Raw genomic sequence first — 14,224 nt, 5'->3', positions numbered from 1 at the left:
TGCGGGCTGCAGGCGTCGTCAACTGGCACGGAAGCCCACTGGTCCACCTGGGGGCCACTAATTGGTCCTTACCAATTTACGGAGCGTGGCCCGGCGTATCGGCGGCTGATCCATCGCCATGCCGTTCAGGAGTTGGAGGGAACGTCGTGAACGGACGTTGGAAGGTTCCAGTGGCGGTCGTGGCGGTGGCGGCGGTGAGCGCCTCCCCTGCGGTGCAGGGCGTCGCGGTCGCGCAGTCGTCGCCTGTGGCGCGTGAGGGCTGGGTCCTGGTGGCGCAGGAGGGGTTCAGCCGGCCGCTGACCGTGGACGAGGCTCCGTGGCGTCTGGATCCGCAGGGGCCGGACAGCCCGTGGCACGTCGACCAGTTCGATGACGACGGTGAGGTGTGGAAGAAGATCAGCGGGCCCGCCTTCGAGGAGCAGCTCGCCTCACTGAACGTGTTCCGCAAGCGCGTGGAGTTCGGCAAGCGGGGCTGGCTGACCGCTGAGATCGCCGCCGTCGACAAGGACAAGGACGGCCGTCCCGACTCCCAGCCGGGCCTGTCGACCGCGCGGCTGCCGGGCGGGGAGAAGGTGGCGCAGCTGTCCGAGCCGAGCTGGGACGCCGGGGTGCTGATCCGGCCCACCAGGCCGCTGCCCCCGCGCTACCGGGTGGAGATGACGTTGCGCGGGATCGACTTCGGCGGCAAGCGCGACGGCAGTTTCGAGTACGACGGCAAGTACAACGGCTACACGCAGGAACCGTGCAAGACCGGCTACCCCTGGACGTTCCAGGGCGCGCAGCCCGGCAAGACGCGCTGTGAGTACGGCGACGTCCGCCAGGAGAACGGCTTCTACTACATGACCGTCCTCGACTACGCCACCCCGGCGCCGCACAGCAACCCGGGCATCCACTACCGGCGCAAGGTCATCATGGACGGGTACTTCAGCAACGCCCGCTGGTCCCAGAACAACGGCGTCTGCAATCCGAAGACCGGCGAGATCTACGGGGCGCCGGACGGGACGTTCAACGGGGTCAACGCCATCTTCCCGCGCGGCGACAAGATCACCCGCAACAACAACGTGGGCACCGAGTACTACTACAAGACCGCCTGCGGAAACTATTCGGGCGACGGGACGTTCGGCCCCGACGGCAAGTACCGGGACCTGCTCACCAGCGCCGAGCTCCAGCCGGAGCTGATGCCGCAGGAGTCCTACCGGTTCGCGGTCGAACGCGGCGCCACCGGCTACACCGTCGAGATGAGCGGCCCGTTCCGCCACATCGGGCAGGCCACGCTCCGGTACCACCACGCCTTCGTCGAGGACGGCCGGCCGATCTGGCACTACAACCAGACCCCCGGTGAGTACGACGGACGGTTCGACCAGCAGATCACGCACAAGGGCCCGGCGGGGACCTACACCACCGAGCACACCTGGCCCGCGGGCTCGGCCTACCCCGACTCCTTCATCATCGGCGACCCGCACCTGAACTACTACGAGGGCTCGGCGAAGATCGACGACATCCGCCTCTACGTCCCCAAGAAGTGACACGTCCGGCCACGGTGCAGGCGATCACCTGTCGACGTGGCGGTGTGGCGCGTCACGCCGAGCGGTGGCTGAGCCGCCGGTCATTCGGGTGCCGCCAGCATCACCCCGACGCCGCGCACGGTGTGCAGATAGCGCGGCGCGGCGGAGCGGTCGCCCAGTTTGCGGCGCAGCCACGACAGGTGCACATCGATGGTCTGGTCGTCCCCGTAGGGCTGCTGCCACACCTCGATGAGAAGTTCCCGCCGGGTCACGACCCGCCCGGCGTTGCGGGCCAGGAACGCCAGCATGTCGAATTCCTTGCGGGACAGTTGCAGGACGTTCTCGCCCATTTTCGCCTGCCGCCGGTCGATATCGACGATGAGTTCCCCGACCACGAGTGATTTCTGCCGGGTCTCCGTCCGAGCCCGCCGCAGCACCGCCTCGATCCGGGCATGCAGATGGCCGGCCGAAAAAGGCTTGACCAGATAATCGTCGGCACCCGATTGCAGGAGGCGGATGATCTCCTGTTCGCCGTCGCGGGCCGTCGCCACGATCACCGGCACGTCCGAGACGGCGCGCAGCATCTTCAGCGCCTCACCGCCGTCGAGGTCGGGCAGCCCCAGGTCGAGGACCACGACGTCGGGCGCGTCGGCCGCCACGTCCCGCAGCGCGTCCAGCGCCCGCGCGGCGCTGCGCACCGCATGCCCCAAATCCCGCAGTTCCCGGAGAAACGCCTGCCGGACATGCTCGTCGTCTTCAACCAGCAACACGGTAGCCACGATCGGACGATAGACCATTATATGAGGGTCGAAAAACCGCTTCGGAATGTTCGGTCGCGCTTCGCCGGGCGGACCGCGGCTGCTATGGCCGCGCCCCGCCCGGCGAAGGAAATCCCGCCCGGAAACTCCACCCGGCCTCAGCTGTTGAGCAGGCCGAGCATCTGCCGGATCTGGTCCGTCCGGGACTCCTGGACGCGCTTCGCGAACGCCTTGGCGTCCCGGTTGCCGCCCTTGCTCGTCTCCATCCGCGCCATCTCCACGGCGTTGTGCTGGTGCGCGACGAACAGGTTGAGGAACGCCGGCTCGAACCCCGCCCCCTTGGTCTGCTTCAGCGTCTTGATCTCCTTGGGGCCGGTGGCCGGCATCCCGCCGTGGGCGGCGTGCACGCTCGGCGGGTGATCGTTCGTGGTCGGCTTCGACCACGAGCGGAGCCAGGAGCTCATCGTCTTCACCTCCTGGGACTGCGTCGCCACGACGGCCGCGGCGAGAAGGCGCACCTCGTCGCGCTCGGCGCGCTCCGCGGCCACCCGCGCCATCTCCACCCCCTGCTTGTGATGCGCGATCATCATCTGCAGGAACATGACGTCCGTGTCGTTGTGGCCGGACGCGGCCGGGGCGCCCGAGGAGGCGCTCGCCGGCTTCGGCGATGCCCCCTCTTCCTGTCCGCCGCCGCACGCCGTCAGCAGCAGGGGCACGACGAGCACCGCCGGCAGCACGGCGCGGCGGCGGGGACGGCGGCTCACAGCGCGAGCCACAGGGCCGGGGTGAACACCGGCTCCCAGCTGCGGATCGTCGTGTGCGCCTGGCGGCACCGGTACCGGACGCCCTCGTAGGTGACCTCGTCGCCGACGCGGTACGTCACGCCCGGCTGCCAGGCCTCACCGTCGGCGGGGGCGCCGGTCGGCGCGGGCCGCGTCGGGGGAGTGGAGGGCGCGGTCGTCGGGGCGGTGGAGGGCTCCGCCGTCGGGGAGGGGGAGGCCGGCGGCTGCGTCCCGGAGCCGCCGCCGACGTTCAGGTCGACGCAGTTGTAGAACGCGTTCGGTGTGTCGCCGATGTTCCACACCGCGAGGACGGTCTGCCGCCCCGGGAACTCGCTGAGGTCGACCTGGTGCGTCACGACCGAGTTCGGGATCTGGTTGCCGTCGTCGAACACGGCCACGCGGGTGCCGCCGACGAAGTACTCCCAGGTGCTGGTGCGGTGGCGCGCGGTGAGCGTCCAGCTGAAGCTCACCGTGCTGCCGACGGACTTCGCCGGCCAGTTGCGGCTCTCGTCGGACAGCACCGCGAATTGGCTGAGCCCTCCGTGGCAGTTTCGCAGCCCCTTCGGGCCTTCGACGCTTTGCGGTTCGAACTGGATCGGCCCGCAGTCGGGCACCGCGCCCGCGGCACACAATGCCTGCCGGCTCGGCGGGGACGAGATGTAGCCGTGTGCGGCCGCGGGACCGGCGGTGACCAGCGTCGACCCGGCGGCCGTGAGAATGGCGAGTGGATAGGCGATGGTCCTGCGCATACGAGCATTCCTTCCGATTGCCTTCCGGTCGGCCGCCGGAATTCGGCGACTCCCGATTGCCGTCCGGACGTTAGCGGCAACTCTTTTAAAGCCGCCTTAACGACCGGGGAAGTGATCGTCAACGTCTCGCGCGCCCGCCGCACCCGGCGCGCCCGGTTCCGGCACGCGGCGTCCGGCCCGGGCGGGGAGAGGCAAGTAGCTTGATATCGAGATAAATTTGAGATAGCTTGACATCAAGAGAAAACCTGCCGAAGTTAGGGTCCCCTGATTGCCGGTCAGAAGCCCGACTAAGGCAGGATCAAGTAGGCGAGCACCCGCTTCACCGCGCCGGACGCCGGCCGCGGGCGGGCCTATGAAGATCAAGACGAAGCGCCGCGCGCTCATGTTTCGGACCGGACGCGCGGTGGTGACGGAGGAGGAGTCCGTGTCCGCGAACAGCTTTGGCAGCCTTGACAAGCTGCAGGTAGGCGACAAGTCGTACGACATCCATCGGCTGGACGCCGTCGAGGGCTCGGCCCGTCTCCCGTACAGCCTGAAGGTGCTCCTGGAGAACCTCCTGCGCACCGAGGACGGCGCGAACGTCACGGCCGACCACATCCGCGCGCTCGCGGGCTGGGACTCCCAGGCCGCGCCGAGCAAGGAGATCCAGTTCACCCCGGCCCGCGTGATCATGCAGGACTTCACCGGCGTGCCGTGCGTGGTGGACCTGGCCACGATGCGCGAGGCCGTCCGGGACCTCGGCGGGGACGCGAGCAGCATCAACCCCCTCGCCCCGGCCGAGATGGTCATCGACCACTCCGTCATCGTCGACTACTTCGGCACCGCGCAGGCGTTCGAGCGCAACGTGGAGCGGGAGTACGAGCGCAACAGGGAGCGCTACCAGTTCCTGCGCTGGGGGCAGACGGCGTTCGACGAGTTCAAGGTCGTCCCGCCCGGCACCGGCATCGTCCACCAGGTCAACATCGAGCACCTGGCTCGCGTGGTCTTCGACCGCAACGGCGCCGCATACCCCGACACCTGCGTCGGCACCGACTCGCACACGACCATGCAGAACGGCATCGGCGTCCTCGGATGGGGCGTCGGCGGCATCGAGGCCGAGGCCGCGATGCTCGGCCAGCCGATCTCGATGCTCATCCCGCGCGTCGTCGGCTTCAAGCTCACCGGTGAGCTGCCCGCCGGCACCACCGCGACCGACCTGGTCCTCACCATCACCGAGATGCTGCGCGAGCACGGCGTCGTCGGCAAGTTCGTCGAGTTCTACGGCGAGGGCGTGCACGCGCTGCCGCTGGCCAACCGCGCCACGATCGGCAACATGAGCCCCGAGTTCGGCTCCACCTGCGCGATCTTCCCCGTCGACGACGAGACGCTGAAGTACCTGCGGCTGACCGGGCGCGACGAGGAGCAGATCGCGCTCGTCGAGGCGTACGCGAAGGCGCAGGGCATGTGGCTCGACCCGTCCGTGGAGCCCGAGTTCTCCGAGTACCTGGAGCTGGACCTCTCGACGGTCGTCCCGTCGCTGGCCGGCCCGAAGCGCCCGCAGGACCGCATCGCCCTGTCGAACGCCAAGACCACCTGGCGGCGGGACGTGCAGAACTACGTCGAGAGCGTCCTGGGCGCGCTGGACGAGGCGTCCAACGAGAGCTTCCCGGCCTCCGACAGCCCGGCGATCGTCCAGGAGACCGAGGGCGACAAGCCCCGGCACGTCGACCCCAACGGCTCCGGCCGCCCGCACAAGCGCGTCCCCGTCACCCTCGACGACGGGACGAGCTTCGAACTCGACCACGGCCACGTCGCCGTCGCCGCCATCACGTCCTGCACCAACACGTCCAACCCGTACGTGATGATCGGCGCGGCGCTGCTGGCCAGGAACGCCGTGGAGAGGGGCCTGACCCGCAAGCCGTGGGTCAAGACCTCGCTCGCGCCCGGATCGCAGGTCGTCACCGACTACTACGAGCGCGCCGGCCTCACCCCGTACCTCGACAAGATCGGCTTCAACCTCGTCGGGTACGGCTGCACCACCTGCATCGGCAACACCGGCCCGCTGCAGCCGGAGATCTCCAAGGCCGTCAACGACAACGACCTCGCGGTCACCGCGGTGCTGTCCGGCAACCGCAACTTCGAGGGCCGCATCAGCCCCGACGTGAAGATGAACTACCTGGCGTCGCCGCCGCTGGTCATCGCCTACGCGCTCGCCGGGACGATGGACATCGACATCCTCAACGACCCGATCGCCGAGGGCACTGACGGCCCCGTCTACCTGCGCGACATCTGGCCCGCGCCCGAGGAGGTCGCCTCCATCGTCGAGTCGTCCATCGGGCAGGAGATGTTCACCGAGAGCTACGCCGACGTCTTCAAGGGCGACGAGCGCTGGACCGGACTCGAGATCCCGACCGGCGACCTGTTCGAGTGGGACGAGTCGTCCACCTACGTCCGCAAGGCTCCGTACTTCGACGGCATGGGCGCCGAGCCGGACCCGGTCACCGACATCCACGGCGCCCGCGTCCTGGCGAAGCTGGGCGACTCGGTCACCACCGACCACATCTCCCCGGCCGGGGCCATCAAGGTCGGCACGCCCGCCGCGCAGTACCTCCAGGACAACGGCGTCGCGATCAAGGACTTCAACTCCTACGGCTCGCGCCGCGGCAACCACGAGGTCATGATCCGCGGGACGTTCGCCAACATCCGGCTCCGCAACGAGCTCCTGGACGGCGTCGAGGGCGGCTACACCCGCGACTTCACCCAAGACGGGGCGCCGCAGTCGTTCATCTACGACGCCTCGCGCAACTACGTCGACCAGGGCATCCCGCTCGTGGTCATCGCCGGCAAGGAGTACGGCTCCGGCTCGTCCCGCGACTGGGCCGCCAAGGGCACCGCGCTCCTCGGCGTCCGCGCCGTCATCGCCGAGTCCTACGAGCGCATCCACCGCTCGAACCTCATCGGCCTCGGCGTACTGCCGCTGCAGTTCAAGGACGGCGAGACCGCGCAGACCCTCGGCCTCACCGGCACCGAGACGTTCGACATCACGGGCGTCACCGCCATGAACCAGGGCGGCGTCCCCGACGAGGTCACGGTGAAGGCCGACGGCAAGGAGTTCACCGCCACCGTCCGCATCGACACCCCCGGCGAGGCGGACTACTACCGCAACGGCGGCATCCTCCAGTACGTCCTCCGCAACCTGATCAGCAAGTAACCACACCAACCGAACGGGCCGCTCCTCACGGGGCGGCCCGTTCGCGTCCCAAGGGCTTGGCGCGAGAACCTCGTCCTAACCGAGCAGGCGCAGGGCCGTGGCGCGGAGCTTCTCGTCCGGATGCGGGATTTCCGGCGGCCAGCCCACCGACATCAGGCGCGTCGGCGACCAGGCGCAGTGCCGGAGCCTCGGCCGCAGTTCCGCCGGTGTCATGCCGATCTCGGCCAGCGTCTCCAGCGCGCGCAGCCCGACCGGGGAGGCCCCGGCGAGTTCGGTCAGGACCGGCACCGCGGACGCGGAGTCGCCGGTGATGCGCCAGAGCGCCTCCGCGGCGGCCATCCGGGGCCAGGGCTCGTGTGAGCCGAGGAGTTCCTCGATCCTCGGGACCAGGGGAGCGCCCGCGGTGCCCAGGCGGCCGGCCTCGGGAAGGTACCAGGCGATCTGCCGGCCCGTCGTCAGCAGCGGTTCGAGCACTCGGATCGAGGGTGCCGCCTCGCCGGTGAGCAGCGCGTGGGAGGCGGCGGCGGTCGCACGCAGCATTTCGTTGTCGCTCTTCATCGCCTCGGCCAGCAGCCCCAGAACCTCGCGGTCCGCCCCGTCGAGCGTGCCCAGGACGCGGGCCACCGGGATGACGGCCTGTCCGGCACGGAGGAGGTCGGTGAGCTCGGGGAGCAGTTGCGCGGCGGTCCCGGGATCGAGAGCGGAGACCAACGCGATCGCGCTGTTGTCATCGGCGGCCGGGAGCGCCTTCCGGACGTGCGCGAGCGCGTCGCCCGGGGCCACGGCCAGTGCCAGCGCACACGGCTCGAACGGACCGGTCAGGACCCGCTCGTCTCCGCACCGGGCCAGGGCAAGCTGGGCAGCGTGCGCCACTCGGGGTTCCGCCGAGGCCGCATGCCCGAGGAGGACGTCCCGCAGCCCGGCCTCCACGTCCTGCACACCGCTGATCCATCGGGCGATCGCTTCCAGGCGGAGCCCGAGCGAGTCGGCGTTCATCTGGTGCGGCAGCGAGGCGGCGAGGACTGCCACGACCTGTTCTTCGCGGTCGCGCCAGGCGTTGGCCACGTCCTCGGCCAGCCAGAACCCCCGCCCACCGGGGTCGCCGGCGGCCACCCAGCGGGCGGCGACCGCGAGCCCGGCGTCCACGTCCGCGGTGAGCAGCGTGGTCAGCCGATCCTGCTGGCTGCCCAGCCCGGGAAAGGTCTCCCCGTCCGCGTGCGTGCCGTCGGCGGCGAGCACGTCGATCAGCTCGGCGGGGTAGGGCGGCGCCGACCGTTCGAGGCGCAGCAGCGCGGCGGCCAGCCGGATCGCAGGGACGCCGTCGCCCAGCGCGGCAGCCTCCCGCGCCTCGTCCGGGTCCACCCGGGCCAGGGCGGTCAGCGCGTCGGCGCGTACGTCGGCGTCCGGGTCGGCGACGTACACCGCAGTCAGCCGCTCCGCGACCGCATCGGGATCGGTCGCCACGGCGGCCACCCGGACGGCCATCCGGCGAACGGCCGGATCCGCGTCATCCAGGCAGGACGACAAGGCCGGCGCCACCGCGCCGACCGCCGCCCGGGCGGCCTCGGTCACCGGGTCCGCGGGCGTCGCCTGGTCGGCGATCACGACGAGCAGCAGCAGCACGTGATCGCGTTTGAGCACGGCGTGTAGCGCGGCGTGGGCCAGGAACGGAACCGCCTCCACCGTCGCCGGGTAGACCGTGCCCTGGTGGTGGACGTTGCCGAACAGCTCGTAGAGGGCCTCCTCGACCTGCTCCTCGTCCTCAAGGTAGAGCGCGTGGATCAGCTCGGGGACGTCGTCGGCGGGGCCGTAGGCGTGGGTCAACGCCGACCAGTCGACCGACGACAGTTCCTCGGGGGGCCGCATGAAACGCGACCCTATCCATGACAGCCCGCCGATGATCACGGCGGCCGGGTCCGCGAAGCGGCCGTCGGGGCGGAGCAGGACGCACGGAACATCCAGTACCGCAGTGGGATCCGCCCGGCCGGTGCCATCAAGGTCGGCACGCCCGCCGCACAGTTCCTTGATCTTCAAGTTGCGTGTATCGCGGACGTATCGAAAAACGCATACGCCACCGCAACGGTGCTCCGGCTTCAGTGGAGGCATGGACCACAGCGGTCCGCGTCGAGGGAATGGTGGCCCAGGCTTCGGAGCCATCGCAGAGTCCGCACCACCCGGCTCTGGCCGCGGCCGCAGCTTTGGGCACCGTGTTGTGACCGTCCGTTGGACAGGAAACTGCGGCACAAGATGATCAAGGGAAAAGGAGAAGGTCGTGACCACTGACGGAGAATGGGACCGGCGCTCGGTGTTCCGGGGCGCCGCCGTGATGGCCGGAGCCGCCGCGACCGCGCCGCTGCTGAGCGGTGCGGCCACGGCGCAGGCCGGCAGCCGTGACGCGGACGCGCTGTTCAAGGCCGGGAAGTTCGAGCAGGCCGGCCGCGCGTACGAGGAGATCCTGAAAAAGGACCCCACGAACCTGCACGCGGCCCGCCGGCGCGGCCATGTAGCGCTACTGGCCAACCAGTTCCCAGACGCCGAGAAGTACCTGACGATGGCCCTCGAACTGGCGCCCAGCGACAAGGACACCAACCGGCTCCTGGGCGATTGCTACATCCGGCAGGACAAATTCCCCCTCTCCGTCCCATGTTGGCAAGCGGCCGGCAAGGACGTCTTCGCCAAATGGTTCGCGGCGGTCCGCGGCGAGGGGTATCAGATCTACGGTGACATCGCGCGTCTGCCGTGGCTGCAGATGGACCCGTCACCGCTGGTGGAGGCATCGGTCAATGGCGGACCGCCGAAACGCTTCATGTTCTACACCGGCGCCCCGTGGCTGGGCATGTCCGCAGAAGTGGCCAAGGAGGCCGGGCTGAGCCCCGTGGCCAAGCAGCAGATCGATTACCTGGACGGCACCGCATGGCAGTACTTCGGGGTGCTGGACTCCTTCCAATTGGGCGGCATCGAACTGCGCAACATCCCCGTGGAGTGGTCGGAGACGGACCAGGTTTCGTCTGCGGGGCCCAATGACGGCATCATCGGCACGTGGGTCTTCTACCACTTGTTGACCACCTTCGACTACGCGGGCCGGTCGCTGATCCTGCGCCGCCGGACCCCTGAATCGGCCAGGAAGGTACGCGCCGACGCCGCCAGGGCCGGCGCGAAGCCCCTGCCGCTGTGGCTTGCCCGTGAGCACGGTCTGCACAGCAGTGGCAGCATCGCCGGCTCCGGCACGAGGTTGGTGGGCCTGTCCATCGGGGGAGCCACCGAGAGCGCCGCGGTCATGTCCGAGGAAACGGCCAAGCGGTTGCGGGTGCGCATCGACTACGACCGCCCGCTCGAAACCTTCGGTCACAGCCACCCGGTCGTCGTATACCCCTGCTACCCAAAGGAGATCCGCCTCGGCGACGCCACCGCCAAGGAGGTCTACTGCGCGGCGAACCCGACCAGTAGACCTTCTCCTTCCGGGTTCGACACGCTGGGCGCCTTCTTCCACCCCTTCTACAAGCCCTACAACATCACTCTCGACTTCACAGAAATGAACGTCTACATCGCCCGCGGCAAAGCCACCTGACCACCGCGACACGAACGCGAGTCCCTGCGGCGCTTGGCTGATCGACCAGCTTCTTCAGGGCGCAGCCTTTCCGCCCGCCGACGCCTACAGCGGAACCACTCCCCGCCGCACTAGACCAAGCCGCGCAGATCTGCGGACGAGGGTGCGATGTCGCGGATAGCATCTCTGGGCATGCTTGGAGTGCACTTCGCGATCACCGCCGACCAGGAGCGGCTCCTGCTCTCAGCCGACGACCGGGGCGAGGCTGAGGTCGGGGAAATCCTCGAAGACATTGAAGAAACCTGGAACGAAGACGGCCTGTCGGTGTCCAGTGACAAGGCGTGGGACGCGATCCATCGCTGTCTCGGCGACGGATCCCTCGATCCTGACGGCGGCGAGTACCCGCTATCTCACGCTGTCCTCGGCGGCCGCCATCTACATGACCAGTACTACGTCGTTCACGTCACCGCCGCCGAAGTGCGGGACGTGGCCGAGGCGCTGCACCTGGTCGAAAAGACCTGGCTGCGACACCGGTTCGACGACATAGACGACGCCGACTATCGCGGCTCACAAGACGACCGGGACTTCGAGTACACCTGGGAAAACTTCCTGGATATACGGAAGTTCTATGAGCGAGCGGCCAAAGCCGGGCGCGCGGTAATATTCACAGCGACCTGACCCCGGCGGCGTGCGAGCTCACCCACGCCGAACTAGAAGAGCTCCACCGACCGCTCGGTGGGCTGCCAGGAGAAAGGCCACCCCGGCTGCCGGCCACGGTGATTAGACTGTGAGATGGGTGCGTCGCCATAGCGTCGGTCTACTCTGATGGAGGGAAATGAACGGTGCGGAGACGACAGTCGAACCCCTGTCATGGTGGGTCGCAGTTATCTGCTTCACCATGTGTGCCATCGCATTTTATGGTCATTTCGCTTACCGCCGGAAGGGTCGCCTTAGTAGCTCGTGGTTGCGGCACAACTACTTCAATGAATACGTGCCACCGATGATTAGGTATGCGCCGCTGAACATGCTTCCAGTGTCAGGCATGTTCGCCCTTTGGGGAGGGATTGTGGTGATGAGTCACCTCCCCGAGAACGACCTCACTGATTATGTTATAGCCATTCTTTTAATCCTATCGGTGATCGCAGTCGCCGTCGGCATCAAGCGGCATCTCAGTGGTTATCCGGACGAATTGAAATCGGAGTGGCTCATCGAAGAGGAGCGTAAGCGTAATACTCCGGAGGAGTGAGATAGTGTCGAGGTGTGCTTCGAACCGATAGGAACTACCTATCCACTGAGTGGCGGCGAGTCGATCTTTCTCCGCACTGCAATTTCAAATGTGGCCTCGATTGAGATCGTCCAGCAGGGGGAATGCGCCCGGGATGGCAAATACAAATCTAGGAAGTTGTGGGTCGTTGTGAACCATGACGGCCACGTGGTGTCTGCGGGGCGAAGTTGAGCGAATACATTGAACGGAACGCCAAGATAAGGATCTCGACGGAGGTTGATGCACTCTACATCCAACTCGCGCATGATATCCGTGATGGCGAGTCGGTGAAGAACGAATCGTTCACGCTGAGAAATCGCGAATCTGAGTTGATCCTCGACCTCACTGTGGACAATCAACTACTCGGAATCGAAATAATCGGCATTGGGGGACTATTGAAAGAATGATCCCGCTGCTGCTGATCTACTTGTCGCATGGGCGCTGGGTGTAAAATCGGCGGCCGGTCCAGTTGAGTCGGCCGCCGACGCAACTTCTGGGCTACCTACCAGGGGTGTGCGCAGTGTTGGGAACCCTGAGGAAATCTTCGACAAACTTGCTGAGGGTGACACCAGTGACCTTGTCGTGAGCCCTGACGTATTGCGGCTCCGGGAGGAGTTGCTGACTAGGTGGCCAGATGTGAGCGACTTTCTGGAGCCGTCTCGTTTCGACCTGGAAGAGGAACCGGATGACGCGGGAAAGTATGTCCTCCTGACCCTTTCGGTTCGCCAACTGGATTATCTCCCTGACATTCTTGACATGGCGAAGAGGAACGGCCTCGTCGGATTTAGCGGAGTGGCGGGCCAGCCGATTTAGGCTTCCGATTTACTTCGCATCGAAGCGCAAAGATCTGTGGGTGTCACCTGAAGGAGCCGTTTTGCGGCTAGACGGCAGACTGGTTCAGACACACCCACCTGATCACAGCGGTGGCGGCCGGACGACCGTGGCAGTACTACGACCTCGGGTACGGCCTGTGGCCCCTACCTTTGAGCAGTGTCAGCACCGGCTGCCCTGCCCCGAGTGCGACGTTTATACTCCAAAGACTCGACCGAAGGTTCAGTTGCTTAGGGCCAAGAACAACCTGCAGCGAATGCTGGTGAGCGTCCCGCTCACCGACGAGAAGCGTGTTGCCGTGGACGACGGCCAGGCGGCCCTCGACCAGTTCCTTCGACGCCTCGCAGACGTCGCCACCCCCGTCGGCCCAACTCTCTGCGAGCATCTGCCGGGCCCGCAGATCAATGCCACTGATCGCCGGACAGTCCACCGGCCGACCCGATCGAAAGTACCGCTGACATGCGCCCCATCCTCTACACCATCGACCATCCCGGGCCCGGACGGCTGAGCACCATGGCCAAACCCCGTGGGGGAGACTGGCTGCACGACGAGATGATCGCCCTGAAAAGGGGAGGCGTCGATGTTCTGGTCTGCGCTCTCACGCCGACGGAACTTGACGAGACCGGCCTCACCGCCGAGGCTCTTACCGCCCAGGAAGCAGGCCTGCGCTTCGCCGCGATCCCCATCCCCGACCGCGGTGTCCCCGACCTCGCGGCCGTTCTGCCCACCCTGCATCAGCTCGCTGAGCAGTTGCGTGGCGGCGCGCACATCGTCACACACTGCCGCTTCGGCATCGGACGCTCCTCCCTGCTCGCCGCATCCCTCCTGATCCTCAACGGCAACGACCCAGACTCGGCCTGGAACCATCTCCAACAAGCCAGAGGACTCCCCGTCCCCGACACCACAGAACAACGAGAGTGGACCAAACCGCTGGTCGAGCACCGCCCCTGACTCGTGGGAGTCTCAAATTGCGCCTGTCGTGGTGGAGGGGTCGGCTGGAGGTTGGTCATGGTTTGCGGGTGACCTTCCACGCCCAGGATCCTCGACCTCGCCACAGGGTGGTGGTGCCGTCGGGTTCGACCTTCGCCCGTGCTCCGTAGCACGGCAGGTCGCCCTCGTGGAGGCAGCGTTCACGGATGGAGTCGAGGGCGTTCCACAGGCGCCGGGGACCGCCCTGAGTAACCGTCGGGAGCCGGCCTTCGCGGGATTCGGCCCGAGCCCATGAGCCATCGTCCGCCCACATCAGCGTCCGCCGTGTCCCGTCTCCGTCGTCGGTGAAGATGCTGGACGCCAGAGTTCTCCAGATTGAAGGCGGACCACAGCGGCCAGCCCTGCGTCACGTCCACCACTGGGAACTGCGCCCTATGGACGTCACCCATGCCAGTGAGCGCGCGCTCACGGCCCTCGCCACCCTGATGCGTCCGTCGTCATGGCGGGCTGCCATGAGAAGCCGCTGTCGTTTCTGGACTTGGCTGCATTCGGGGCGTGGTACTTGGCGGGTCGGCGGCAGTGAGCAAAGGTCGATCGATCTTGGATTACAAATGAGCTGACTACTGTGCGTAGTGGTTTGTCGTTCTCGTTGCGCGTTCGGTCGCGTT

At 67.2% G+C, this 14,224-nt stretch carries 12 protein-coding genes; 8 read left to right on the top strand and 4 right to left on the bottom strand.

What is annotated here, in order from left to right; translation table 11 throughout:
- The first annotated feature begins 146 nt into the window (after nucleotides 1-146).
- Complete coding sequence (locus AB0C35_RS25410; RefSeq protein ID WP_358460330.1) at nucleotides 147-1,526, top strand: hypothetical protein; 1,380 nt, start codon at nucleotides 147-149, stop codon at nucleotides 1,524-1,526.
- A gap of 80 nt (nucleotides 1,527-1,606) precedes the next feature.
- Here the strand turns inward: AB0C35_RS25410 and AB0C35_RS25405 are convergent, their stop codons facing one another.
- From AB0C35_RS25405 to AB0C35_RS25395, 3 genes are all read right to left on the bottom strand, one after another.
- Nucleotides 1,607-2,284, bottom strand: a complete 678-nt coding sequence (locus AB0C35_RS25405) for a response regulator transcription factor (protein WP_358460453.1) — start codon at nucleotides 2,282-2,284, stop codon at nucleotides 1,607-1,609.
- Nucleotides 2,285-2,421: 137 nt separating this feature from the next.
- On the bottom strand, nucleotides 2,422-3,027 hold the full coding sequence (locus tag AB0C35_RS25400; protein WP_358460327.1) for a DUF305 domain-containing protein: 606 nt from the start codon (nucleotides 3,025-3,027) through the stop codon (nucleotides 2,422-2,424).
- A complete protein-coding gene (locus tag AB0C35_RS25395; protein ID WP_358460324.1) occupies nucleotides 3,024-3,794 on the bottom strand; it encodes a lytic polysaccharide monooxygenase in 771 nt (256 codons plus the stop codon). Before AB0C35_RS25395 ends, AB0C35_RS25400 begins: the two co-directional genes overlap by 4 nt.
- Before the next feature lie 424 nt (nucleotides 3,795-4,218).
- Here AB0C35_RS25395 and acnA point away from each other — a divergent pair, with 424 nt between their 5' ends.
- On the top strand, nucleotides 4,219-6,984 hold the full coding sequence (gene acnA, locus AB0C35_RS25390; protein ID WP_358460321.1) for an aconitate hydratase AcnA: 2,766 nt from the start codon (nucleotides 4,219-4,221) through the stop codon (nucleotides 6,982-6,984).
- A 75-nt stretch (nucleotides 6,985-7,059) separates the two neighbouring features.
- Here the strand turns inward: acnA and AB0C35_RS25385 are convergent, their stop codons facing one another.
- On the bottom strand, nucleotides 7,060-9,018 hold the full coding sequence (locus AB0C35_RS25385) for a hypothetical protein (protein WP_358460318.1): 1,959 nt from the start codon (nucleotides 9,016-9,018) through the stop codon (nucleotides 7,060-7,062).
- 238 nt (nucleotides 9,019-9,256) lie between these two features.
- Between AB0C35_RS25385 and AB0C35_RS25380 the strand changes: the two genes are divergently transcribed.
- From AB0C35_RS25380 to AB0C35_RS25355, 6 genes are all read left to right on the top strand, one after another.
- Nucleotides 9,257-10,552: an aspartyl protease family protein gene (locus tag AB0C35_RS25380; protein WP_358460315.1), complete on the top strand. Its 1,296-nt coding sequence runs from the start codon at nucleotides 9,257-9,259 to the stop codon at nucleotides 10,550-10,552.
- 171 nt (nucleotides 10,553-10,723) lie between these two features.
- On the top strand, nucleotides 10,724-11,209 hold the full coding sequence (locus AB0C35_RS25375; protein ID WP_358460312.1) for a YfbM family protein: 486 nt from the start codon (nucleotides 10,724-10,726) through the stop codon (nucleotides 11,207-11,209).
- A 157-nt stretch (nucleotides 11,210-11,366) separates the two neighbouring features.
- Complete coding sequence (locus AB0C35_RS25370; protein ID WP_358460309.1) at nucleotides 11,367-11,777, top strand: hypothetical protein; 411 nt, start codon at nucleotides 11,367-11,369, stop codon at nucleotides 11,775-11,777.
- Between the two features lie 206 nt (nucleotides 11,778-11,983).
- Entirely contained in the window at nucleotides 11,984-12,202 is a 219-nt protein-coding gene (locus tag AB0C35_RS25365) for a DUF2283 domain-containing protein (protein ID WP_358460306.1), read from the top strand.
- Nucleotides 12,203-12,431: 229 nt separating this feature from the next.
- Nucleotides 12,432-12,608 (top strand): hypothetical protein, encoded by a 177-nt coding sequence (locus AB0C35_RS25360; RefSeq protein WP_358460303.1) that lies wholly within the window; start codon nucleotides 12,432-12,434, stop codon nucleotides 12,606-12,608.
- Between the two features lie 477 nt (nucleotides 12,609-13,085).
- Nucleotides 13,086-13,577, top strand: coding sequence for a hypothetical protein (locus tag AB0C35_RS25355; protein ID WP_358460300.1), 492 nt, complete (start codon nucleotides 13,086-13,088; stop codon nucleotides 13,575-13,577).
- The last annotated feature ends 647 nt before the right edge of the window (nucleotides 13,578-14,224 follow it).

Origin of the sequence: Spirillospora sp. NPDC048819, assembly GCF_040650055.1 — a bacterium.
Classification (GTDB): domain Bacteria; phylum Actinomycetota; class Actinomycetes; order Streptosporangiales; family Streptosporangiaceae; genus Spirillospora.
Note: the sequence above shows the minus strand (reverse complement) of the source record. Positions and strands in the feature narration are given on the sequence as shown.